The 23,631-nt window shown below is 68.5% G+C and carries 17 protein-coding genes; 11 read left to right on the top strand and 6 right to left on the bottom strand.

The features are described from left to right. Nucleotides 1–267 precede the first annotated feature (267 nt). Together ACLQ3F_RS27055 and ACLQ3F_RS27050 are read left to right on the top strand one after the other, a co-directional pair. A complete protein-coding gene (locus ACLQ3F_RS27055) occupies nucleotides 268–1,149 on the top strand; it encodes a helix-turn-helix domain-containing protein (RefSeq protein WP_425852182.1) in 882 nt (293 codons plus the stop codon). Further along, a complete protein-coding gene (locus ACLQ3F_RS27050; protein ID WP_425852180.1) occupies nucleotides 1,142–1,336 on the top strand; it encodes a DUF397 domain-containing protein in 195 nt (64 codons plus the stop codon). The genes ACLQ3F_RS27055 and ACLQ3F_RS27050 overlap by 8 nt, the downstream gene beginning before the upstream one ends. A gap of 84 nt (nucleotides 1,337–1,420) precedes the next feature. On the opposite strand, the gene ACLQ3F_RS27045 is transcribed toward ACLQ3F_RS27050, so the two are convergent. The 5 genes from ACLQ3F_RS27045 to ACLQ3F_RS27025 all read right to left on the bottom strand — a co-directional run bounded on the left by ACLQ3F_RS27045 (nucleotide 1,421) and on the right by ACLQ3F_RS27025 (nucleotide 11,420). Then, nucleotides 1,421–2,980 (bottom strand): protein kinase domain-containing protein, encoded by a 1,560-nt coding sequence (locus tag ACLQ3F_RS27045; RefSeq protein WP_425852178.1) that lies wholly within the window; start codon nucleotides 2,978–2,980, stop codon nucleotides 1,421–1,423. A gap of 21 nt (nucleotides 2,981–3,001) precedes the next feature. Next, nucleotides 3,002–6,118: a type I restriction endonuclease subunit R gene (locus ACLQ3F_RS27040; RefSeq protein WP_425852176.1), complete on the bottom strand. Its 3,117-nt coding sequence runs from the start codon at nucleotides 6,116–6,118 to the stop codon at nucleotides 3,002–3,004. Beyond that, nucleotides 6,115–7,392 carry a restriction endonuclease subunit S gene (locus ACLQ3F_RS27035; protein WP_425852175.1) on the bottom strand — a complete coding sequence of 426 codons (1,278 nt, stop codon included), beginning with the start codon at nucleotides 7,390–7,392 and terminating at the stop codon, nucleotides 6,115–6,117. The genes ACLQ3F_RS27040 and ACLQ3F_RS27035 overlap by 4 nt, the downstream gene beginning before the upstream one ends. After that, a complete protein-coding gene (locus ACLQ3F_RS27030) occupies nucleotides 7,389–9,350 on the bottom strand; it encodes a type I restriction-modification system subunit M (protein ID WP_425852173.1) in 1,962 nt (653 codons plus the stop codon). The genes ACLQ3F_RS27035 and ACLQ3F_RS27030 overlap by 4 nt, the downstream gene beginning before the upstream one ends. A gap of 126 nt (nucleotides 9,351–9,476) precedes the next feature. Next, on the bottom strand, nucleotides 9,477–11,420 hold the full coding sequence (locus ACLQ3F_RS27025; RefSeq protein WP_425852172.1) for an N-6 DNA methylase: 1,944 nt from the start codon (nucleotides 11,418–11,420) through the stop codon (nucleotides 9,477–9,479). Nucleotides 11,421–11,603: 183 nt separating this feature from the next. Here ACLQ3F_RS27025 and ACLQ3F_RS27020 point away from each other — a divergent pair, with 183 nt between their 5' ends. The 9 genes from ACLQ3F_RS27020 to ACLQ3F_RS26980 all read left to right on the top strand — a co-directional run bounded on the left by ACLQ3F_RS27020 (nucleotide 11,604) and on the right by ACLQ3F_RS26980 (nucleotide 21,323). Next, nucleotides 11,604–12,137: a DUF4352 domain-containing protein gene (locus ACLQ3F_RS27020; RefSeq protein WP_425852171.1), complete on the top strand. Its 534-nt coding sequence runs from the start codon at nucleotides 11,604–11,606 to the stop codon at nucleotides 12,135–12,137. A 96-nt stretch (nucleotides 12,138–12,233) separates the two neighbouring features. After that, on the top strand, nucleotides 12,234–14,009 hold the full coding sequence (locus ACLQ3F_RS27015) for a DUF6119 family protein (RefSeq protein ID WP_425852170.1): 1,776 nt from the start codon (nucleotides 12,234–12,236) through the stop codon (nucleotides 14,007–14,009). 163 nt (nucleotides 14,010–14,172) lie between these two features. After that, nucleotides 14,173–15,009 carry a ribonuclease HI gene (locus tag ACLQ3F_RS27010; protein WP_425852168.1) on the top strand — a complete coding sequence of 279 codons (837 nt, stop codon included), beginning with the start codon at nucleotides 14,173–14,175 and terminating at the stop codon, nucleotides 15,007–15,009. Nucleotides 15,010–15,101: 92 nt separating this feature from the next. Continuing rightward, a complete protein-coding gene (locus ACLQ3F_RS27005) occupies nucleotides 15,102–16,415 on the top strand; it encodes an AAA family ATPase (RefSeq protein WP_425852166.1) in 1,314 nt (437 codons plus the stop codon). Next, nucleotides 16,369–17,553: a hypothetical protein gene (locus ACLQ3F_RS27000; protein WP_425852164.1), complete on the top strand. Its 1,185-nt coding sequence runs from the start codon at nucleotides 16,369–16,371 to the stop codon at nucleotides 17,551–17,553. Before ACLQ3F_RS27005 ends, ACLQ3F_RS27000 begins: the two co-directional genes overlap by 47 nt. Beyond that, the gene (locus ACLQ3F_RS26995; protein ID WP_425852163.1) at nucleotides 17,550–17,954 is read left to right on the top strand and encodes a hypothetical protein; all 405 of its coding nucleotides are present in this window, start codon (nucleotides 17,550–17,552) and stop codon (nucleotides 17,952–17,954) included. Before ACLQ3F_RS27000 ends, ACLQ3F_RS26995 begins: the two co-directional genes overlap by 4 nt. Before the next feature lie 186 nt (nucleotides 17,955–18,140). Then, on the top strand, nucleotides 18,141–18,617 hold the full coding sequence (locus ACLQ3F_RS26990; protein WP_425852161.1) for a hypothetical protein: 477 nt from the start codon (nucleotides 18,141–18,143) through the stop codon (nucleotides 18,615–18,617). A 70-nt stretch (nucleotides 18,618–18,687) separates the two neighbouring features. Continuing rightward, a complete protein-coding gene (locus ACLQ3F_RS26985) occupies nucleotides 18,688–20,490 on the top strand; it encodes a glycoside hydrolase family 15 protein (protein WP_425852159.1) in 1,803 nt (600 codons plus the stop codon). Continuing rightward, nucleotides 20,487–21,323 carry an aldo/keto reductase gene (locus ACLQ3F_RS26980; protein WP_425852157.1) on the top strand — a complete coding sequence of 279 codons (837 nt, stop codon included), beginning with the start codon at nucleotides 20,487–20,489 and terminating at the stop codon, nucleotides 21,321–21,323. Before ACLQ3F_RS26985 ends, ACLQ3F_RS26980 begins: the two co-directional genes overlap by 4 nt. Nucleotides 21,324–21,474: 151 nt before the next feature. Here the strand turns inward: ACLQ3F_RS26980 and ACLQ3F_RS26975 are convergent, their stop codons facing one another. Beyond that, a complete protein-coding gene (locus ACLQ3F_RS26975; protein WP_425852156.1) occupies nucleotides 21,475–23,544 on the bottom strand; it encodes a phosphocholine-specific phospholipase C in 2,070 nt (689 codons plus the stop codon). Nucleotides 23,545–23,631 lie beyond the last annotated feature (87 nt).

The following is a 23,631-nucleotide window of genomic DNA, read 5'->3' as shown; positions in this document are numbered from 1 at the left end:
TGGGCATGCTGGTCGCGTGCGGCCTGACCCGAATCCGCCACGAACTCCAAAGCTCGCCCAAAACCATTCCACCCCCGACGGTACGCCGGCAAACAGCGCGTGGGAATTGCGCGCTGATGGCTCCTGTCGGGGGTGCCTTGTATGGTCAAAGGTCTAGTGGTCGCGCGTGTCAGCGCCTATAGGAATCGATTCTTGAAGGCAACGATCACGCGTTTCACCGATGGCGTCCTGATGTAACAAAACGCAACACGGAGAGGGCGGGAGCCGATGGCCGACGACATGGGATCGACAGTGCCGCGACGGCAGCTCGGGCGAGCGCTGCGCGACCTACGCACCGAGGGGCGGATGACGCTGGACGGCGCGTCCGAGGCGATGCAGTTCAGCCGGCAGAAGCTGTGGCGCATCGAGACCGGCCTCGGCCCGGTCCGCTCGGTGGACGCCAAGGCCCTGTGCGAGCTGTACGGGGCGACGCCCGACCTGACCGGCGCCCTCACCGCCCTGGCCGCCGAGACCAAGGCCAAGGGCTGGTGGCACTCGTACGGCGACGCAGTCCCCGACTGGTTCGAGCTCTACGTCGGCCTGGAATCCGCCGCATCCTTCATCCGCCGCTTCGATGAAGCACTCATCCCCGGACTGCTCCAAACGCGCGACTACGCCATGGCGATCTACCAGCACCGCCACGAGGTGACGGAAGAGGAACGCCAGCGTTTGGTTGAAGCACGACTGCAGCGGCAGACCCTCCTCCATCGGCGACTGCCTCGGGCGCCCAAACTCGAAGTGATCCTGGCCGAGGCAGCACTGCTCCGCAGGGTTGGCGATGCGGCAACCATGGCCGACCAGCTTCGTCGCCTACTGGAGGTCGGGCAGATTCCTAATGTCTCGGTCCGAGTCCTCCCGCTGACTGCCGGAATACACCGAGGCGCTGAGGCGGGCACCTTCGTCATCCTCGACTTCCCACCCGGCAACCGGACCACCCCCGAACCGCCGGTCGTCTACTGCGAGTCGTGGACGGGAGCGCTGTACCTCGACCGAGCCGAAGAGTACGCAGCCTATGAGCAGGTGTGGGCGAGCCTCGATGACTTGACCCTCGATGAGGCACAATCGAGCCAGCTCATCAATAAGATCATCGGAGAGGTCCACCATGGCTGATTTGATTGACGCCCAGTGGCGCAAGAGCACCCGCAGCGGCAGCAACGGCGGGGATTGCGTGGAGGTTGCCGACAACCTGCCCGGCTTCGTCGCCGTACGCGACAGCAAAGACCCGGCCGGGCCCGCCCTGACCTTCTCCCCCGCCGCCTGGACCAGCTTCGTCCGCTCCGCCAGATCCGAGCACTGAGTCGTACACCAGATGGGAGCGCGCCCTGCATCCCTGCCGGACGCGCTCCCGTTGCCCCAACAGACCCGGACGTCGCGGTCTTCGCTAGAGGTCGGGTCCACGTCTGATTTGGGCGATCCGCCGGTCCAATGTCCTGAGGTGGGCGGAGCCCGGCCCGTACTCCGCGATGAGGGCCGGCCGAAGCGCCTCGAGGTGTCGAAGACCCTCGCTCGTGCGGCCGACGGCGGGCAGCATCATGCCGAGGCGGTAGGTGGCGTCCCGGTGCAGGGGGTCGTACGGCTCGGCGAGGGCGAGGAACTCGGTGAGTTGCTTGACGGCCTCGTCGATGTTGCCGATCTCGGCGTGACTGACGCCCGAGTAGTAGTAGAGAACGGTCAGCTCGTCCCCGCCGTTGACCTTCGGGAGAATCTCGTCGAGGACGGCCGCCACCCGGCTGAACTCGTCGGCGAACCACAGCGTCGATGCCAGAGCCACCTGCATCTCCAGCTTCAGTGCCGGCTCGGCAGCAGCCCGGCCCACCGCCTCGTCAAGCAGATCGATCGCCTGCTGGAACTGTGAATCCTGGACCAGGTCGCCGACCTGCTGCTGGATCTCGATCGCCTCGTCGATGCTCAGCGGCGCCGAGGTCGTCGACGTCGGCTTCGGAGCGGGGGCGGCTCCACGCTGACGCGGCGCGGGTGCGAGGGGGCGAAGGAAGGGACGGCGCGGGTCACGGTTGCCGCCGGGTCCAGCGGGACCGGGCTGGGCGGCGATCGGAAGCAGCGTCTCGTAGACGTCCTCCGCCGAGGGGCGGTCAGCGGGCCGCTTCGCCAGCATTCGCGCGACCAGGTTGTCGAGGTCGGAGGGCACGTCGGCGCGCAGCGCCCGCGCCGTCGGCGCAGGGGTGTTGACGTGGTGATCCTGGTAGGAGCGGCTGGTCGTCTCCACGAACGGCACCCGCCCGGTGAGAGCCTCGTACAGGACACACCCCAGCGCGTAGACGTCGCTCGCCGGCCCAACAGGGTTGCCCAGGGCCTGTTCCGGCGGCATGTAGGGCGGGCTGCCGACGGTCAGGCCCACCTGGGTCAGTCGTGGGAGGGCACTCGCGCCGCGCAGGATGGCCACCCCGAAGTCGAGGACCTTGACCACTCCCCCGTCGCTGACCATGAGGTTCGTGGGCTTGATGTCGCGGTGGACGACGTCGACCCGGTGGACGTCGACGAGGGTAGCCGCCACCTGGGCGGTGATGGCGACCGCCCAGGTGATCGGCCACGGGTCGGCAGCATAGGCCCGGGAGGCGATGAGTTCTGCGAGCGTCTGCCCATACACCAGCTGCATCACCAGGTAGATGCGCCCGGTCGACTCCTCGACCCCGAAGTCGTACACCGCGGGGATGCCGGGGAGTTCGAGGCGGGCGGTAGTGCGGATCTCCCGCAGGAACCGCTCCCGGTCTGCCGCCACCGCCTCGTTGAACGCGGCGTTCTCCGCGCTGCCGAACGTCGCCGCGGGGCCGGGCGTGTTCCGCATCAGTTTGATCGCCACGCGGCGGTCCAGGTGCCGGTCGTAGCCGCTCCAGACGGCACCCATGCCGCCGCTACCGATCGGCGCGTCGACGCGGTACCGGTCCGCGAAGACCCACTCCTCAGCCGGTATCACGTCGCTCACCGCGCGCGTTCCCCCGTATCGTCACTCGCCGCTGGTCGCTGTCGCACGCTGCTCGTTCGCCCCGGAGACCTGACTGCGGAGCTTGCGCAGGGCTTCGGCGCGAGACGGGCTCAGGATCAGCCCGTACGCCCGACGCCGGGCCTCCGCCTTGACGGCGGCCTGGAACTCCGGGTTGTCGAAGTACCGCCCGACGAAGGTGGTGTTGCGATCATGGTTGCGGGCCACGATGTTGTCCAGCTCTGGGTCAGCCACCTGACCGAACCGTTCGATGTCGTTGTTGAGCGCGACCTGTTGCATCTTCTCGTCCTCAGCCAGTGAGATGATCTGCTGCACGAGCAGGATCTGATCGGACGAGCTGAGGTCGTAGCCGAAGCGCTCATTCAGCTCCTCGATCACCTCGCTGAGCGGCTTCTCCTCGACCTGCCGGGCGGCGCCGCCGTCGGGCGAGAAGCCGGGGATGAGGTGCGCGCCGGACGGTTGCAGCGAGAGGTCCTCCTCGGCGCGCTTGCGGATGCGCAGGTGGCTCAGCGTGGCCGGACCGATGTCGACGCCCGCACCCGGCTCGGAGGGTAGCCGTCGGAGCAGGAAACGGCTGTAGAGGTAGAGCCGTTCCAGGTCCTCGTCGGCGTACCCGACGACCTGAGCCAGGAATCCGTACGCCCGGACGTAGTCGCTCACCGACGAGCGGAACTCCTCGGCGCGGTCCAGGTCGTCCTTGGCCAGGTGGGTGAACCGGTCGACCGCCGGCTCAAGGAACCGGTAGAGCGCGGCGTGCGCCTTCTCCAATTGCCCGTCGGTCGTCGAGGACTGCTCGGCGGCGAGCAGGGCTTCGGTGAAGGCGTCCATCTCCGACTCGACAAGCAGTTGAAAGTCCATCACCTCGCGCTGCTTGTCGTAGAGCAGGTTCGGGTCGGTCGGCTCGGTGATGGTGGTCTCGAAGTACGGCTTGAACCACTTCTGGATGTCTTCGGCCTTGTTGGCGAAGTCGAGCACGAAGACGTCGTCCTGCGTCTTGTCCGGGTGGATGCGGTTCAGGCGGGAGAGGGTCTGGACGGCCGCGACGCTGGCGAGCGGCTTGTCGACGTACATCGCCGCGAGCAGCGGCTGGTCGAAGCCCGTCTGGTATTTCTCGGCGACGACCAGGATGCGGTACTCGGTCTGGTTGCGGGCCGTGGCCTGACGATCGCCGACCTTCGTGTACGCGAACGCGTCCGGCAGAGCCGCCTCGGAGAAGCCGTTGAGTTTCGACTCGGAGTAGTCGATGCCGTCGAGGGTGAGCGTGCCGGAGAACGCCACGATCGGCGTGCAATCGGTGACACCACGCTTGTCGAGGTACTTGCGCATCGCCTGGTAGAGCCGCAGCGCGTGCTCACGGGAGCGGGTCACCACCATCGCCTTGGCCCGCTCGCCGATGCGTTCGCTGACCTCGGTACGAAAGTGGTCGATGATGATCTGCGCCCGTTGGTCCTGCGACTCGGGGTGCAGCTCGGCGGCCCGTACCAGCTTGGCCTTTGCCTTTTTCGGGTCGACCTCGGGGTCGGCGGTCTCCACGGCCTCGACCGCGGCGCTGGCCAGCCGCCACCGCGCCTCGTACGTGATGTAGTTGCGCAGCACGTCGAGGATGAAGCCTTCCTCGATGGCCTGGCGCATGGAGTAGACGTGGAACGGCTCCATCTGGCCGGTCCCGGGGTTGCGGGTGCCGAACAGCTCCAGCGTCTTCTGCTTCGGCGTGGCGGTGAAGGCGAAGTAGGACAGGTTGGCGTGTTTGCCTCGGGCCAGGGCGGAGGCGGTCAGCAGGTCGCCGTCGGCGTCGATGTCGTCCGAGCCGAGCCGACCGAGCGTCTTCTTCAAGGCGTTCGCCGACTCCCCCGACTGCGACGAGTGCGCCTCGTCGATGATGACCGCGTACCGGCGCTGGCCCAGCTTGGCGACCTTGGCCAGCACGAACGGGAACTTCTGCAAGGTCGTGATGATGACGCGGGCGGTCGAGCCGGTAAGGGCGTCGGCGAGTTGCTGCGAGTCCTCGTCGATCTTCTTGACCACACCGGCCACATGCTCGAACTGGTAGATCGTGTCCTGCAACTGCCGGTCCAGCACCACCCGGTCGGTGATGACGATGGCCTTCTCGAAGACCGGTTGGTTGTCCGCGTCGTGCAGGTTGGACAGTCGGTGCGCCAGCCAGGCGATGGTGTTCGACTTACCCGAACCTGCCGAGTGCTCGACCAGGTAGTTGTGGCCCGCCCCATGCTGGGAGGCGTGCTCGACCATTCGCCGCACCGCGTGCCACTGGTGGTAGCGCGGGAAAATCAACGGGCTGGCGTGAGGGGCCGCTTTGCCCTTCCTCGGCACCTCGACATGCACGAAGCGTTGCAGCAGTTCGAGAAAGTTGTCCCGCTGCCACACCTGCCGCCAGAGGTAGGAGGTCTGGTAGCCGTCGGCCGGCGCGGGCGGGTTCCCCGCACCGCCGGACACCCCAGGTCCGTTCGAGCCCACGTTGAAGGGCAGGAACCGGGTCTGTTCCCCGGCAAGCCGCGTCGTCAGGAAGACCAGGTGCGGGTCAACGGCGAAATGCACGAGGGTACGCCGCGCGAAGATCAGCTCCTTCGCATCGCGATCCGTGCGGTACTGGCGTTTCGCGTCCTCGACGTCCTGCCCGGTCAGCGTGTTCTTCAACTCCGCCGTGGCGATCGGGACGCCGTTGACGAACAGGCCCAGGTCCAACTCGTCGGCCGTCTTCGCCGAGTAGCGCAACTGCCGGACGACGGTGAGCCGGTTCGCGTGGTACTCGTCGAGCGCGCCGACCGCGAGAGTGTGGCCGGGCCGGAAGAAGCAGAGCTGAATCGTGACGCCGCGGTCCTTCACCCCACTCCGGAGCACGTCGAGCGCGCCCCGCTTGTCGATCTCGGCCGCGACACGCTTCGCAAACTCCCGCTGTGCGGTGGCTAGGTCGCCGTAGGCGGTGATGAGCCGGTCGAACTCCTTCTTCTGGGTCGCCCCGATGAAGGTGTCCAACTCGCCGGTATCAAGGCCGAGGTCAGGGCGGTAGCCGTTGGACAGCCCTCGGTGCCAGCCACCCGCCAGGAGTTCAGCCTCGATCGTCTCCTCGAACGCCTGTTCCTTGTAGACGTGTGCGCTCACGACAGATCGGCCCCCCTCGCGGTCGTGACATTGAACTGTCCGGTGACCGCCGCCGTAATCAACGCCTGCCGCCGCTCGGCAAGCAATACATTGCTCTGATCAATCACCGTGGAGAGCTGGAAAAGCTCTGACTCAGCCCTCTCTAGCGAATCCGTAAACGCCGCTTGTTCGCTCGGCGGAATCTGGGGGATCGTCAACCCGAGGATGTCTTCGCCCCGGATCTTAACAGTAAGGCCAGCTGCGCCTCGGATAGTCGAGGTTATCTGCTGGCGCCCATACTGGCTCCTCAAGACCAACGCAACAAACGATGATGACCAGCCCTGCGCAAGTTTAGCTCGATACAATAAGTCACTGAGCAGCAACCTCCGGCCCTCTGTCTGCGCCACGGCAGCCATACCAACAAGGTCCGCCGATCCGCTACCTCGAGTCAGCAGCAGATCGCCGTCATCCACCTTGTAACGGATGTCAGGTGCCGTGGCAGCTGGTAGCAACTTGTGGGCCAATGCATCGAATCGGCCAGAAGACACGGCGCTCGTCTTCAAGACGGCCCACTCTTCTGGCAGAGCTTCCGCGTCATCACATTGAGGACTCCAGCCCTGCTCAAGGCCGACACAAACGCGGCGCAGCGGCAACTCGCCGCACGTTTGGACCGCATTGGAGACAGCCTCTGCCAGCCGCGTCTGCCAACGCTCAGAAATCAAAACCCGCTGACGCAACCTCGCAGCGGCAAGCCTGTCGATGCGGGCGGTTTCGGCGTCGAGAAAGTCGGCGATCCGCCACTGCTCATCAAGGGGAGGGAAGGGCACTTCGATACGTTTGATGTCACGCTGAAAGAGGTGCGGTACACCCATTCCGTCTTTCACCATATCGATATGACGCTGGACGGGGTAGCTCGATAAGACATAGTAGAGGAACCGTGGATCAACTCCGCGTGGCCTCAGGACCGCGATGGAGCCATTGACGGTGGCAGGGCGCGGCAGTTCGCGAACGACGTTGCAAATGCCAAGCGTATTGCCGTCTTTGGCCAGCAGGACGTCGCCGACGGCAAGTTTGAGTTCCGGCGACTCATCGTATCGAAATGATGATATGTAATTGACGCTTTCGAAGTCAATTCTTGCAGACTTAATGTTCGGCGTTGCCAAGAAAGCATAACCTTCAGGCTGATATTCTGCAGCCGTAAGGGCTTTCCAACCAATACGGGCCGAGACGGAAGAAATCCTGTCGATTCGCGCCCGAACCCAACTATCCGGCAGCGCCGCATATTGGATACTCACGAGGTCACCTCACCGAGCAGCGCTTGGATCTGGGATTCGAGTTCGCGAAGTTCGGCGTCGATCTCGGCCAACGGCCGTGGTGGCTTGTAGACGTAGAAGTGGCGAGTGAACGGGATTTCGTACCCGATCTTCGTCTTACCTTCCTCGATCCACGCGTCGGGGACGTGCGGGCGGACCTCGCGGTCGAAGTACTCGTGGATGTCCTCGGCGAGCGGCACGTTCTCGAAGTCGCGCAGGTCCGCATCCGGGATGACCTCGCCTTTGACCTTCTGCACTTCCCCGTCTGGGTTACTGATGGAGATGCTGTCCATGATGGCCTTCGCGGGAGCACCGGTCGGCCAAAGCGCACCTCCGGCGACCGCAGCCGCGTGGAGCGCGTCCTTGGCTTCGGCCTTTGTGCACCACACCGTGCCGAGCAGCGGCTTGAACGCGCCGATCAGCTCGTCGCGGTGCGCGTACCGGGACAGAGGCTTGCTCTGCGCCAGCGTGGCAAGCGTCTCCTCGGTGATCTCGAAGCGGAGCTTGAGAGGCCGTTCCACGGTGATCCGCTGGTAGCCGAAGTCCGTGGCCTGGAAGACCTTGACCTTGCCGTGGTCCGGGTGCGACTCGTCCGACGCGATGGTGAGGGCCTGGCCGTAAAGCCGGGTGATGTGGGTGACCTGGTCCTCGGAGATCATCTTGCGCTTGTTACCAAGGCTCTTGCGCATCTTGACCCACTGGTCGCGGGCGTCGAGCAGAATCACCTTGCGCTTCAGGTTCTCCGCCTTCCGGTTGGACAGGATCCAGAAGTACGTGGAGATGCCGGTGTTGTAGAAGAGCTGGTCGGGCAGGCCAACGATGCCCTCGAGCAGGTCGTTCTCCAGGATCCAGCGGCGGATGTTCGACTCGCCGGACTCTGCGGCGCCGGTGAAGAGCGGCGAGCCGTTGAAGACGATGGCGATGCGGGACCCGCCCTTCTCCGGTGGCTCCATCTTGGAGATCATGTGCTGGAGGAAAAGGAACGAGCCGTCGTTGATGCGCGGCAGGCCGGCACCGAACCGGCCGGCGTGCCCGAGCGTGGCCTCGGCGTCAACCTCGTCCTTGACCTTCTTCCACTCCACTCCGAAGGGCGGGTTGGCCAACAGATAGTCGAACCTTTGGCCCACGTGGCCGTCGTCGCTGAACGAGTTGCCCAGGTGGATGTTCGACGGATCCTGGCCCTTGAGCATCATGTCCGACCGGCAGATGGCGTACGACTCGGCGTTCAACTCCTGGCCGAAGAGGCGCACCGTTGCCCTCGGGTTGAGGGATGAGATGATCTCCTCTGCCGCCGATAGCATTCCGCCGGTGCCGCAGGCAGGGTCCAGGACGTTGATCACGGGTGCTCCGGTCAGGTGCCCGCTGTCCGGACCGATGAGCAGGTTCACCATCAGCTTGATGACCTCGCGTGGCGTGAAGTGCTCACCAGCGGTCTCGTTGGAGTCATCCGCGAAACGCCGGATCAGCTCCTCGAAGACGTAACCCATCTGGTGGTTGTCGACCCGCTCCGGGCTGAGGTCGATGTCCCGGAACCTCTGCACGACCGGATAGAGCAGCTTGGCCGACTGCAGGCGTGCGATCTGCGTATGGAAGTCGTACTTGTCGATGATCTCGCGGGCGTTCGGCGAGAAGCCGTTGATGTAGTCGGTCAGGTTCTTCACCACCTCAGGGGCGGACGACCCGATGGTCTCGAAGCTCTGCATCGACGTGTTGTAGAACTTCAGGCCAGCCGCTATCCGGAGCAACTGGTCCTTGTTGGTGAGCGTCAGCGAGGCATCGCGGTCCCACACTGCCCTGCGAGTCGGCGCCATGACGCAGTCCAGGCGTCGCAGCACGGTCAGCGGAAGGATCACCTTGCCGTACTCCGACTTCTTGTAGTCGCCGCGCAGCAGGTCGGCGACTGACCAGATGAAGCCGGCCAGACTTTGGTGGGTACTCACGTCAACAGCTCGCTTTCGCAACTCGTTCGGGGCGGGAGGGCCACTGGTCCCAGCAGGATTCAGTCAAGTGGGGGTCTTACCGTAGTCGCGTCACCGCGAATGGTGACAGCCCAAGATCGGTCACGGTTACGCCTCGTCCGGTGGAAGCAGCGCACCGCCGGTCAGGCCGATGCCGAGGGCGCCCGCGGCCTCGTCGGCGAGTCGGCTCACCGTGGCGGCTGTATCGTGCAACTCCTGCACCTGGCGGAACGCTCGTCCGTACCGTTGTTGGTCTGGCAGCGTCATGACCGGCACCTGAAGCCGGCGCACATCGACCCGCACGATGGTGCTTCCGGTGGCGGCCGCGTTGACGTTCTCCTCCGCGCTGAGGAACCCCGCGAGGAACCACGCGTCCAGGCGCTGCGGATCGGGGCGCAGCAGGAGATGCTGGCGGCCCAGCGGACGGCCATCGTCCGCGGCAGCGGCGACGCGGGCGCGGTAGGGCCGGGCGAACAACTCCGGCAGGATGACATCCCCGGCACGGATCTCGACGTCTGCGTCGACGGTGGCTGCGCGACCAGCGGGTACCGCACGCAGCAACGTCAGCGCCCCGCCTCGGAGCAGGTCCGCGACAGCCGTCGTACGCCAGGTCTGTGGCTGTTTGCCGGCAGCGGTCCACCGCTTGCTCCGCTCCGTCACGCCGATCAGCGCATCCGCCGCGTGTCGCAGCTCGGCGTGCCTCCGCCGCACCTGGCGCAGGTGATCCGCGGGCCGGATGGCCACCGTCACCGACTGAACGTGCCGGGCCGGAGCAAGGTCGGTCGGCCCGGCGAGCAGATCGACGACTGGCACCGCCCGCGCCACCGAGGGCACGGCTTCGAACACCCCGCCGTCATACGCCGACCAGGCACTGAGCGCGGCGTCGCGGACGGACTCCCAGCCCTGTCGGCCTGGCCCGGCTGCGTCGACGAAGAGAACGGTGTCGGGAGCCGTCTGAGCGCCGTCATCGGGTCGCGTCAGGACCCACAGGTTCAGACCGATGTGCGGGGGTGGTGCGGCACCGGCCGGCAGCGCGATGACCGCCCGGAGCGCCCCGCTCTTCACCAGCTCGGCTCGGATGCGGCGACCGGAGGCACGTTCGGCGGTTGCGGGTGGCATCAGCAGGACGGCTCGACCGCCGGGTGCGAGGTGGGCAAGACAGTGTTGGACCCAGGCCAGCTCGGGCTCACCCTTCGGTGGCAGACCGAAGACCCAGCGCGGGTCGTACGCGAGGACCTCCTGGCCCCAATCGCGGTTGCCGTACGGGGGATTACACAGCACCCCGCCGACTCCCAGGTCGGGGAACGCGTCGTCGCGCAGGCTGTCCCCACCGCGAATGTCGGCGCGCACCTTGATGAATTGCAGGCCAAGCCGCGTCGTGGCCTGCGCTGCCTGAGCTGGCAGCAAATCCTGTCCGTACAGTTGGCGAGCCCCACGACGGGCAGCCGCGGCAAGCAGCCCGCCGACCCCGCAGGCTGGGTCGTACACGTCGGCGGGGAAACGCTGATCGGGGCCGGGCAGCAGATCGGCCATGAGATCCGCCACCTCCGCCGGTGTCCGGTACGTGCCGGTCGTGGTCGAATCGTCGGCGCCCCGCTCGCCGAGAAGGTCGGCGGCGACGAGCGCGCCGTCTTCCCGCACGCAGCGCAGCAGTGCCCGCAGGACCGGGACCTCGTCGCCACCGTACGTCACCGCATCGCCGGTGAGGTTGGTGGCACGCCGGATCAGATCCCTGTCGGCCAGGTCCAGCGCCCTGTCGAGGTATGCGGGGTCGAGTCGGTGCGCGGCGAGCACCAACGGCAGCAGCCGTAACGGCTCACCCTTCTCTGGGCGTTCACGCAGAGCCGCTCGCAGATCCTCCGCCGGCGTTTCGGCCGGCAGCTGACCTCGACCGCTGAGCCAGGAACGGACCGCGTCCAGGTCGTACGCGGGGCTTGTCTCGGTCCCGCCGGAGGGCGACGGGAAGTCGGTGTGGCGGCGGCGCCAGTTACTGACAGTCGCCCGGCTAACGCCAGCCATGCGGGAGATCTCCGCAGCGGTGACCTGTGGCATGTCTGCTCCTCGTTGACAACCAGTCAGCGCAACCTTAGGACAGCGGACGGTTGATGGCAACATCGTGGTTGACAGTGTTTTCACGCGATGCTTTACTTTCGTTGCTTTCGCCGCGCTGGTTGCGGCGCAATCCATCCCCTGCGGCGTCACTGAGTGCCGCCACCCTCCAGTTCAGGAGAAGCCATGCGGAAGACCACGACCTTCGCCCTGCTCGCCACCGCTGTCGTCGCCCTCGGCTGCGGCGCTGGCTCGACCGACATCGCGAGCGACTCCAGCAACGACGCGGGTGGCGCCAAGGCCGAGGAGAAGCCGGCCAAGACCGCCAAGATCGGGCAGCCGGCCCGGGACGGGAAGTTCGAGTTCACTGTGAAGTCGTCCAAGTGCGGCGTCGCCAAGATCGGCAGCGACATGCTCGGCCAGAAGGCGCAGGGCCAGTTCTGCCTGGTCACGGTCAACGTGAAGAACATCGGCAAGGAAGCGCAGATGTTCGACGGCAGCAGCCAGAAGGCCTACGCGGCCGACGGCACCGAGTACTCCGCCGACACCGGCGCGGCGATCTACGCGAACAAGAACGCCGAGACGTTCCTCAACGACATCAACCCCGGCAACCAGGTCAACGGCGTCGTGGTCTTCGACATCCCCAAGAACGTCAAGCTCACCAAGCTCGAGCTGCACGACTCGATGTTCTCCGGCGGCGTCACCGTCGCCCTGAGCTGACCCCTCGCGCCGAGGGCGGGACCCGCGAAGCCCGTCCTCGGCGTACCCCTCCCCCCGCACCACCGCCACCCCGATTCTCAACGCGAGGAGATCGACGTGCGCCGTGCGAGCCAGCCGACCACGACCAGGGCCACCACGACCAGACCGACCAACCGCCGTGTCGTCCGCAAGGACGTCACCCGTCCGCCGTACGAAGCACCCACCCTCTTCGACCTCGACCTGCCCGGGCGACCGGAGGGCACCTATCTGACGTCGGTCTACCAGCTCGAACGGGTGACGCCGACCGTCGATGGCCTGCATGAGGCGGTGAACCACCCCTACGTGCGACAGCACGACTTCCTGGTCGAGGAGCGCCTGGTCGCCGGTGCACCGGCGCTGCTGGTGCACGGGACAGTGCCGCGCCAGCGGGCCGGCTGGTGCGATGTGCTCGCCTCGCTGACCGGAGAGGAAACCGACCTGGGGTTCAGCAGTGGCGGTGCCGCGTTGCTCGTCGTGGTCGACGACAACGTCTACGCCCTCACCTACGGCACCGTCGGTCGTCACATGGTCGATCTGGACCTCGCCAACCCAGGCTTCGGGATCGGCTTCGCGGTGCGGTCGCTCGCCCCCGACGAGATCAAGCAGGTACGACGGCGGGTGTTCGGCACCACCGGCCGGGTCGACCGCAACATGGTCCCGGGCGGTCAGCACATCCGGATGTACGGCATCGACAAGTGGGGCGAGATCGTCGGCCAGGTCTGCGGGCGGACGTTCAACCCGAACCTCACCGTCTGCCGGTCCACCGGCAAGGCCACCCCGGTCGAGGGCAGCGACACCCTGCGCATCCACCTCGGCGTCGAACCCGCGAGCCTGCTCGCCGACCTGCGGGAGATCGATCGGGTCCGCAAGCAGGAAGCACCCTTCGCTGACCTGGAGTTCATCACCCAGATCCGTCCGGTGCCGGCCACGGACCCACGGCTGTCGACGGTGGAGGAGCAGCTGGACCGGCTGCTCCGGTTGCCGGATCCGGCGGAGGTCGGGCTGGCCGTACCGGGCCGGGTCTTCAGCGAGATCGAGCGGGTCCAGTCGTACAGGCTTCGGGTGCCGAAGTCCGGCCTCGCGCCGGCGCGTCTGCCGGAGCTCACGCTGGCGGACGTGCTCGCGCAGACCGAAGGCGTCCCGGACGGCGAGCGGTGGCCGTCGCTCTGCAACGGACGCGTCACCCTCTACGCGGACACGGCCGGCGAGGAGGAGATCGATTCCACGGCGGTGTCGCGGTGGATCACCGCACAGCTCGCGCACGGGGAGAGTCAGCTTCTGCTGCACGAGGGCGGCTGGTACGAGATCGGCGACCAGCACCGCAAATTCCTCCGCGACGAGATCGAGCAGATCCTGGCCAGGCCGGCCAGCTTCGCACTCCCGGCCTGGACCGCCGACCTGACGGACGAGGCGAAGTACAACGTCCACGCCGCGGAGGTCTGCGGCCTGACCCTGCTGGACCGTCGGCTGCTGCGGACGAGTCAGCACCCTCGCGGTATCGAGGCTTGCGACCTGCTCGGACCCGGCGACGAGCTGATCCACGTCAAGCGCGCGACGGGCAGCTCGGCGCTGAGCCACCTCTTCGCGCAGGGCGCGGTGTCGGTCGACGCGCTGCGGTACGAGGCTGACGCCCGCAAGGCGCTGGTCGACATGGTGGACCGGCAGCCGTCCGGGCGGATCGTCGACCTGAACTTCCAGCCCCGCAAGGTCATCTACGCGATCGCCCTCGGCTCCGGCAAGCCGCTCACCGTGAAGTCGCTCTTCACCTTCGCTCAGGTCGCGCTTTACCGGGCGATGAAGTCACTGCGCAACGAGGGCGTCGAGGTCGAGGTCGTCGGCATCCCGTCCGCCTGATCCGTTCACGACATCAGCTCCACAGCATCCCGCTCGACAAAGGAGAGGAGGAGACGGCCAGCACGAAGCGCTCCGGCGACACGCTGACCGCCGTCGTGACCGACGTGTCGGAGCTGTGAGAACTCAGTGAACCTTTCCCCATCACTAGACGTCAGGAGGCGTCGTGCGCCCCGATGAGTTCCTCCGCGCCCTGACCCAGCTCCCCCCGCCCCTGCACGACCGCGTCCTCATCCTCCGCCCCTACACCCGCGCCACCCGTTGCGACGACTGCCAGGGCATCGGTGACGCGGTCCACCTCGCCCTCATCGCCGCCCACTACGACGAGCTGACCTCCGCCGCCGAGCTGCTCGACACCGCCGAGCGCCTCGCCGCCGCGCACAGCGAACACTCAGGGCGCAAGGCGGACTGCCTGCCGCTTCCCGACCAGGACCGTGGGCGCGGCAGGGTGCTCCGCTGGGCGAAGGCGGCCGGTCCGTTGGTGGCGGCGACCGACGCCAGCTGGAAGGGCCGCGCTGGCGGCATCGGGTACGTGGTCAGCGACGGTCACTACGGTCTGCTCGGGCGGGGCACCGGCCGGCTCGACCCGACCGGCCGGTCCCGGGTACTCGTCGACGAACTCCGCGCGGTCGACTATCTGCTCGGCGGGTACGACGAGGTGCCAGCGGGCATGACCGTGCTGCTGGACAGTCTGACGGCCGTGCGGTATCTGCACCGCTGGCAGGCCGGTGAGGCCGACGCGATGCCCGCCGGCTACAGCCTGCGGCAGCGCCGTTGGTCGGACAAGCCGACCCTGGTCCGGCTCGCCGAGCAGGTGGCCCACCGCCCCGACCTGACGTTCGCGCACGTCAAGGGGCACAGCGGCCACGCCCTCAACGAGGCCGCGGACGGCCTGTCGCACATGGCCCGCCGCCGGCGGGAGGAGTCCTTCGACCTGCGTCCTCGTGCGCACGCCCTGGTCGACGCGTTCCTGCGCGACTGGCACGCGAACGCCACGCTCTGACCGCGCGACCGCGGTAACCCGCACTTCCACCGCTCACCCCGGGCGGGTCGACGAGCCGTCGGCCCGCGGACACCACACGCCTGGAGACGACCATGACCCAGCCCGCACAGACCACCGCGCCCCTGATCGAACTGATCTTCGACCGACTGGCCGCCGCTGACGGCGTACCGACCGAAACCGCCGAACTCGTCCTCGCCGCCCTCACCGGCGAAGAGGACCTGACCGCCGCGCTCGCCGGTACTCCCACCCGGCTCGACCCCCGCTCCCCCGCCGACGACGGTCCGGCGGAACGGATCTGGTTGAAGTCGGTGACCGTCGCCGGGTTCCGCGGCGTCGGCCCGGAACGGACCATCCAGATCGGCCCCGGCCCGGGCTTCACCCTGGTCGTCGGCCGCAACGGCTCCGGGAAGTCCAGCTTCGCCGAGGCCGCCGAACTCGCCCTCACCGGCGACAGCGCCCGCTGGGCCGACAAGACCAGCGTCTGGCGTACGGGGTGGCGCAACCTGCACAACCCGGACCCGTGCTGGGTGGATGTGGAGCTGCGCGTCGACGGGGTGGCCACGCCGACCCGGGTGCACCGGGCCTGGCCGGTCGGTGCCGAACTGGCCGACGCCGAGGTGACGGTCACCAGTGCTCAGGGCCGGCACGCGGACCTCTCCGAGCTGGGTCTGGCCCGCTCGCTGGAGCTGTACCGGCCGTTCCTCACCGCGGCCGAGCTGGGCAAGCTCGCCGCCGGAACGCAGAGTCAGCTCTTCGACGCGCTCTTCGCGATCCTCGGCCTGGACGCGCTCACCGACGCCGACCAGCGTCTGCTGCGCGCCGCCCGGCCGCACGACACCAGCATCAAGGAGGTACGCGCACAGCGCGCCACCCTGGTCGCCACGCTCGACGGGATCGCCGACGACCGGGCCCGGCGGACCGCCGCGTTGTTGCGTGGCCGGGGCGCGGTCGACCTCGCGGCGGTGACGGCGATCCTCGACGAGCCGGACGAGGCGACCACCGACCGGGAGGTGCTGCTCTGTCGGGAGCTCGCCGCCCTCGCCCCCGCCGGTCGACGAGGTGACCCGGCTGGCCGGTCAGCTGCGGGACGCGGCGGTCGAGGCCCGGCGGTACGACGGTGGGAGGTCCCGGACGGCACTGCGGAGCGCCGAGCTGCTCCGCCTCGCCCTCGAACATCACGAGGACGAGGGCGACGGGTCGTGCCCGGTCTGCGTCACCGGCACCCTCGACGGTGGTTGGCGTGCCGCCGCCGCACAGTCGCTCGGCGAGCTTCGGCAGCGCAGCGTCGCCGCCCAGACGGCGACGACCCGGCTGACGGCTCTGCTGCGGCAGACGCACCACCTGATCGACGACCTCGTGGTGCCCGAGGGCCCCGGGTCGGAGCCGACGACCGGGCTGCTGTGTGACGCCGTTGTCGCGCTGCGGCGCGTACCTGGGGAGCCGGCCGAGCTGGCCGACCACCTGGCGGCGCGGTACCCGGCGGTGGTGGCGGCGGTCGACGCGGCCCGCGCGTATGCCGAGGGGTTTCTGCGGCAGCGCGACACCGGCTGGCGGGCGGCGGCGGCCGACGTGCGCGAGTGGCTGGCGACCGTCGGCGGGCTGCCGGCGCGGGAGGCGACAGTGGCCCGGTTGAAGGCCGCGCGCGCCTGGCTGAAGGACGCAGGTACGGCCATCCGCAACGAGCGGGTCGCGCCGTTCGCCGGGCACTCGCAGCACATTTGGGCGCAGCTGCGGCAGGAGAGCAACGTCGAGTTGGGTGCGATGACGTTGGCAGGCGCGAACACCCGACGGCGGGTGGTCTTCCCGGTCAGCGTGGACGGCGCCGACAACGGCACGGCGCTGGGTGTGATGAGTCAGGGTGAGATGCAGGCGCTCGGGCTGGCGACGTTCCTGCCCCGCAGCTGCGCCCCCGAGAGCCCGTTCCGGTTCATCGTGGTCGACGACCCGGTGCAGAGCATGGATCCGTCGAAGGTGGACGGTCTGGCCCGGGTGCTCGCCGAGCTGGCCGAGCAGCGGCAGGTGGTCGTCTTCACCCACGACACCCGGCTGCCGGACGCGGTCCGCCGACTCGATCTCGGCAAGGCGCGGATCATCGAGGTGACCCGCGCGGAGAAGTCGGTGGTGACGCTGCGGCCCGGCTCTGACCCGGTAACCCGCTACCTGGACGACGCGTACGCGTTGGCGCGCAACGAGGAGATCCCCGCCGAGGTGCGCGGGCCGGTGGTCGCGGAGCTGTGCCGCTCTGCGGTCGAAGCGGCCTGCCACCGCTCGGTCTGGCGGAACCGGGTGGCGCGGGGTGTCCGGCACGCCGACATCGAGGCGGCCATCGAAGACGCCTCCCGGCGGCTGGCCACCACCGTCGCGTTGGCGTTGTTCGACGACCCCGATCGGGGCGGTGGTGTACGCAACGAGCTGCTCCGCCGGCACGGACGGCGGGCGGCTGACGCGTACCAGGCATGCCGGGAAGGTGTGCACGGCGCGTACCTGGCGGACCTGCCCGGACTGGTCGCGGACGCCCGCCTCCTCGCGGCGGCGCTGTCGTGACCGCGCCGACGCCACAGCGCTGCCTGGCGGCGGCCGACCAGTTGCTGCGCGGCACCGGTCTGCTCGGTGCTGCGGCGATCACTGCGGGCTGGTGGCCGCGGGCCTGCGCCTGCCTGATCCGGCTCGCCCTCGAAGGCGGCGTCGACGCCTACTGGCAGCGGGTCAAGCCGACCGTGGCGGAGTGCCGGCAGGGCCGCGCGAAGCAGTTGATGCTGCGCGGCCGGCTCGGTCCCGGCCGCGAAACCGCCCGTCGGGTGGCGTTCGCCTGGGCGACGCTCTCCGCCGCCACGCACCACCACTGCTACGAGCTGGCTCCCACGGCAGCAGAGCTGCGTCGCCTGCACACCGAGGTGAGCACCCTGCTTGCGCGACTTGAGCCGACCGTGGACACCAGAAACTGACCCCGTCCCGCTGCCAACTCGTCGCGGGACGTCTGAGCGAGCAGGTCGGCGCGACCGCTCCAGTGGCTTATGGTGAGAAACCGGACACCCGGTGGGCTGGTGTCCGGTCCGGGCCGTGGGATTCACGCTGTTCAGCCGGAGGGTGACCGATGACCGCGAACGCCCGCGACGTCGACGACTGCTGAGATGGACTGGGCCGGATGGGCGTTGTTCGGGTTGGTCGCCACCGCGGCGCTCACCGCGGCGATGATCACCGCTCAACTGGCCGGTCTCACCCGGCTCGACATCCCCCTGGTGCTCGGGACCTTCGTCACGGAGGACCCCGACCGGGCCCGGGTCGTCGGGTTCTTCTTCCACCTCTGTACCGGTCAGGGTTTCGCCCTGGGTTACGCGGCCACGTTCGCGCTGTTGCACCGGGCGGAGTGGTGGATCGGGGGGCTGCTCGGGATTGTGCACGTCGGGATCGCGCTGACGGTGATTCTGCCGCTGCTTCCTGGTGTCCATCCGCGCATGGCCTCGCAACGGGCGGGACCGGCGAGCACGGCGGTGTTGGAGCCGCCCGGGCTGTTCGCTCTCAACTACGGCATCCAGACCCCGCTGGTCACGGCTGTCGTCCACGTCGTCTACGGGGTTTGTCTCGGGCTGCTCCTGCAGGCCAGGTGACCGGCGCCCGACTACCGTCCCGGCCTGACGCGGGCTGCTCCCCGGCGTGGCGCGTCGAGGAGCGGTCGCCATGACCGGTAAGCCACCGATCAGCGACTACGGTCTGCTGGGCGACACGCGCGCCGCCGCCCTGGTCGCGAGTGACGGCGCGATGGACTGGTTCTGCGTTCCACGCTTCGACGGCGATCCCCTCTTTGGCCGACTGGTCGGGGGCCCGGACGCCGGAACGTTCCGGGTGGGCCCGGCCGGGCCGGCCAGTGTCGTTGAACGCCGTTACCGGCAGCACACCGCCACCCTGGAGACCACCTGGGCGGCGGGCGGCGGGCGGCTCCGCCTCACGGAGGCGATGGTGGCCGAGGTCAGTGGTCGCCTGCTGCCCACGACACTGATCGTGCGACGGCTGTCGGCCGAGCAGGCAGCGGTCGAGGCGGTGGTGGAGTTCGATCCCCGCCTTGGCGCGCGGCACCACCGGCCCCGAGCACAGCACCGGCGCCAAGGGCTCGTCTGTGAGTGGGGGGCGTTGGCGGTCGCGCTGAACAGCACGCCCGCGTTCAGATGTGAACCGGGTCGGCCCACCTCGTTCACGGTCACGCCGGGACATCCGGTCACAGTCGTCCTGGCTGTGGCCCACCGCGAGCCGATGATCCACGTCGACCCGACAGCCGCCTGGGAACTGCTCGTCGAGGACGAGGCCCGTTGGCGGGCCTGGACCGCGGAGATCGACGAGCGGTTGCCGTTCCGGGAACACGTCGTACGCAGTCTGCTCACCTTGCGGCTGCTGACCTACTCGCCCTCGGGAGCGCCGGTGGCAGCACCCACCACGTCGCTGCCCGAGGATCCCGGCGGTGTACGGAACTGGGACTACCGCTATGTCTGGCCCCGTGACGCGAGCATCGGTGTCGGCGCTTTCCTCAGCGTCGGCAAGACCGACGAGGCACGCGGCTTCCTCGCCTGGCTGTTGCACGCCACCCGGTTGCAACGGCCACGCCTGCCGGCGCTGCTCACCCTGCACGGCCGGCGCGTTCCAGCGGAACGTGAACTGGCCGGTTGGCCCGGCTACCTCAACAGCGTTCCGGTACGGATGGGCAACGGCGCCGCAGGTCAACACCAGCTCGACGGCTACGGGTGGGTGGTCGACGCCGCCTGGGTGTTCGCTCAGGCCGGGCACCGCCTCCCCGCCGAGACGTGGCGGGCGGTTCGCGGTTTCGCTGACGTGGTCGCCGGCCGCTGGCGGGAGCCCGATGCCGGTATCTGGGAGGTCCGGGAGCCGGCCCACCATGTCCATTCCAAGCTCATGGGCTGGCTCGCGCTGGACCGGGCCCTGGCCATCGCCGGCACACACCCCCTGCCGGAGCGTCAACGCCGACGCTGGCACGACGCCCGGGACGCCATCGCCGCCGACGTCCGGACGCGCGGTTTCGACCCGACGGCGGGCAGCTACGTCCGCAGGTACGACTCCCCGGATCTCGACGCGGCCCTGCTCGTCCTCCCGCTGCTCGACATGGACCGGACCGATTCACCCCGGGTACGCGGCACCATCGACGCCATTTGGAACAGGCTCTCCGCAGGCGGGCCACTGCTCTACCGCTACCCGCCCGGGCGGGACGGGCTGCCCGGCACCGAGGGCGCGTTCCTGCCCTGCTCGTTCTGGCTCGTTCAGGCCCTCGCCCGCACCGGGCGCCGCCGTGAGGCCGTCGAGCTGTTCGAGGCCATGCTCGACCACGCCAGCCCACTCGGCCTATACCCGGAAGAGGTGGACCCGGCGACGGGTGCCCACCTCGGCAACTATCCCCAGACGCTGACCCACGCCGCGCTCATCCAGGCCGCGCTCGCCATCCGGGACGCCCCCACGCGGGTAGGGTTCCGATCATGACGATTCCGCACCTGACGGCCGCTGACGGCACGGCTCTGCCGGCGATCGGGCTGGGTACGTACAAGCTGAACGGCTCGGCGGGTGTCGACGCGATCGGTCAGGCGATCCGGACGGGCTACCGGTTGATCGACTCGGCGGTGAACTACGAGAACGAGGGCGCTGTCGGCCGGGCCGCCCGGTCGGCCGGTGACGTGCGGGACGAGCTGGTCGTCACCTCGAAGCTGCCGGGCCGGCACCACCGCTACGACGAGGCGCTGACCACCATCGAGGAGAGTGTGTTCCGCACCGGCCTCGACCGGGTCGACCTGTACCTGATCCACTGGCCGAACCCCAAGGAAGACCTGTACGTGCAGGCGTGGCGGGCGCTGATCGAGGCGCGTGAGCGTGGCCTGGTCAGGCACATCGGGCTCTCCAACTTCCTGCCCGAGCACATCGAGCGGCTGGTGGTCGAGACCGGGGTCGCGCCGGTGGTCAACCAGATCGAGGTGCACCCGTACTTTCCGCAGCAGGAGGCGCTCGACTACCACCGGGAGCACGGCATCCTGGTGCAGGGGTGGAGCCCGCTCGGCCACGGCAACGACCTCCAGCAGCACCCCGTCGTCGTGGAGATCGCGACCGCGCACGGCGTGAGCCCGGCGCAGACGATCCTCGCCTGGCACGTGGCCCGTCAGGTGATTCCGCTGCCCAAGGCGGCCTCGCCGCAGCGGCAGGCCGAGAACCTGGACGTCTTCGGTATCGCGCTCACCGACGCGCAGGTCGAGGCCATCACCGCGCTGGGCCGCCCGGACGGGCGGCTCTCGGACCAGGACCCGGCGGTGTACGAGGAGTTCTGACAGAGCCGACATGCGAGCGCCGTGACGAGCGTGATGACTGTGCGGCATCAATATGCCTGTGAGTCATCACGCTCATCCGCAAATCCGCCGCCGATCGCGGTGCCGCGCCGCGTCACCCGGGCCGGCGGCGGCCCGGGTGACGCGGTGTCGCTCAGACGAGCCCGCCGAGGGCCGGGTCGCTGATGCTGTCCTTGCCGTTCTCGACATGACCCGCGCAGCGGTACGCGAAGTCGGCGTCGCCCGCGACGGAAATCGTCAGGTCGTACCAGCCGTGGGTGCGGGCGAGCGCCCACGTGGCGCGCTCGGTCTCGCCGGGTCGCAGCGACAGCGTGACCGGTCGGGCGTGGTACCCGTCGCGGACGGTCACCTCGACCCGCTTCGACCCGCGGTTGGTGAGCGTGAGGGCGAGCTTGTAGCCGTGCTCGTCGTAGGCGGGGGTGACGTCGAGGTGGGACCGGCCGTCGGTGAACCGGCGGAAGAACCCGTTCGGCCCGTGCACGGACAGGTCGTACCCGGAGGTGACCGGCCAGGTGTCGCTCAGGTGCTTGCCCGGCTCGACGGTGTAGCTGCGCGGGGCATCGGCGCTGCCGGGCTGGCGGACCTGGAAGACCGCGGCGACGCCGCCGGAGTTGCGGAAGTCGATCCGGAACGAGTCGCCGTCGCGGTGCCCGTCGGCGTGCAGGGTGTACGGGATCGGCCGGGCCGGGCGTACGCCGTGCTCCTGCTTGGGCAGCCGCTGGTCCGCCGGCGGGACCGGCATTTCGTCGGGGTGCCGGACCAGGTCCTCGGGCTTGAAGTCGTTGGTGTCGGGCAGCCTGACGTCGCGCGAGCGGTTCGGGTGCCGGAAGTCGAAAGCCGTGGTCAGGTCGCCGACGACGGCCCGCCGCCACGGGGTGATGTTCTTCTCGATCAGGTCCGGCCGGCCGTGCCCGAACCGCGCCTCCAGGAACTTGATCAGTGAGGTGTGGTCGAAGACCTGCGAGTTCACGTAGCCGCCGCGCGTCCACGGCGAGACGATGACCATCGGCACCCGGATGCCGAGGCCGTACGGCCCGGCCGGGTGGTCGGCGTCGCCGGGGAAGACCTCGTTGGTGGTCGGCACCGTCGACTGCCCGTGCTCGCGGCTCTGCGGGGGCGTCGGCGGGACCACGTGGTCGAAGAAGCCGCCCTCCTCGTCGTAGGTGATGAAGAGCGCCATCTTGCTCCACACCTCGGGGTTCGCGGCGAGGATGTCGATGACCTGCGAGATGTACCAGGAACCGTACGCCGGTTCCCAGTTCGGGTGCTCGGTGTACGCCTCGGGGGCGGTGATCCAGGAGACCTCCGGCAGACGTCCGGCCTCGACGTCGGCGCGGAAGTCGGCCAGCAGCGCCTCCGGGTCGCGGCCCTGGGTGTGGATCTCCGTGCCGGTCTTGGCCCTGTCGGCCAGCGGCGTTCCGGGCTGCGCGTTCTGGTACTGGTGGAAGTAGAGCAGCGAGTTGTCGCCGTAGTTGCCGATGTACGGGTCGTTGGTCCAGCCCCAGGACCCGGCGGCGTTGAGGCCGGTGCCGACGTCCTGGTAGATCTTCCAGGAGATGCCGTTGCGCTCCAGCCGCTCCGGGTACGTGGACCAGTCGTAGCCGGCCTCGGCGTTGGTGATGACCGGGCCGCCGCCCTTGCCGTCGTTGCCGACCCAGCCGCTCCACATGTGGTAGCGGTTGGGGTCGGTCGGGCCCATGAGCGAGCAGTGGTAGCTGTCGCAGACGGTGAAGGCGTCGGCGAGCGCGTAGTGGTACGGCAGGTCCTGGCGGGTGTGGTAGGTCATCGCCGTGACGCCCTTGTTCGGCACCCACTTGTCGAACCGGCCGTCGTTCCAGGCGGCGTGCCCGTCGTTCCAGCCGTGCGGCGGGTCCGGCAGGAAGGTCTGGCCGAGGTCCTTCACCTCGGGGCGGAACGGCAGCAGTTCGTCGTTCCCGTTGGGCTGGTGCCACACGTCCCTGCCGGACGGCAGTGTCGCCGGATGGGGGTCACCGAAGCCGCGTACGCCACGCATGGTGCCGAAGTAGTGGTCGAAGGAGCGATTCTCCTGCATCAGGATGATGACGTGCTCGACGTCCTTGATCGTGCCGGTCCGGTTGTTCGCCGGGATGGCGAGCGCCTTGCTGAGGTCCAACGGAAGCGCCGCGCCGATCGCGGGAACTCCCATCGCCTTGAGGAACGTACGGCGATCCACAGTGCCCATAACTCCGCCTTTGTGCGACCTGGTCGGGAAACTGGCGACCGGACGCTACCGACGACGGGTTGACGGCAGATGACCGTAGTTGGTTGG

Source organism: Micromonospora sp. DT15 (genome assembly GCF_049841475.1).
GTDB lineage: Bacteria > Actinomycetota > Actinomycetes > Mycobacteriales > Micromonosporaceae > Micromonospora.
The sequence above is the reverse complement of the archived record's forward strand: the minus strand, read 5'-3'. Positions and strand labels throughout refer to the sequence as shown.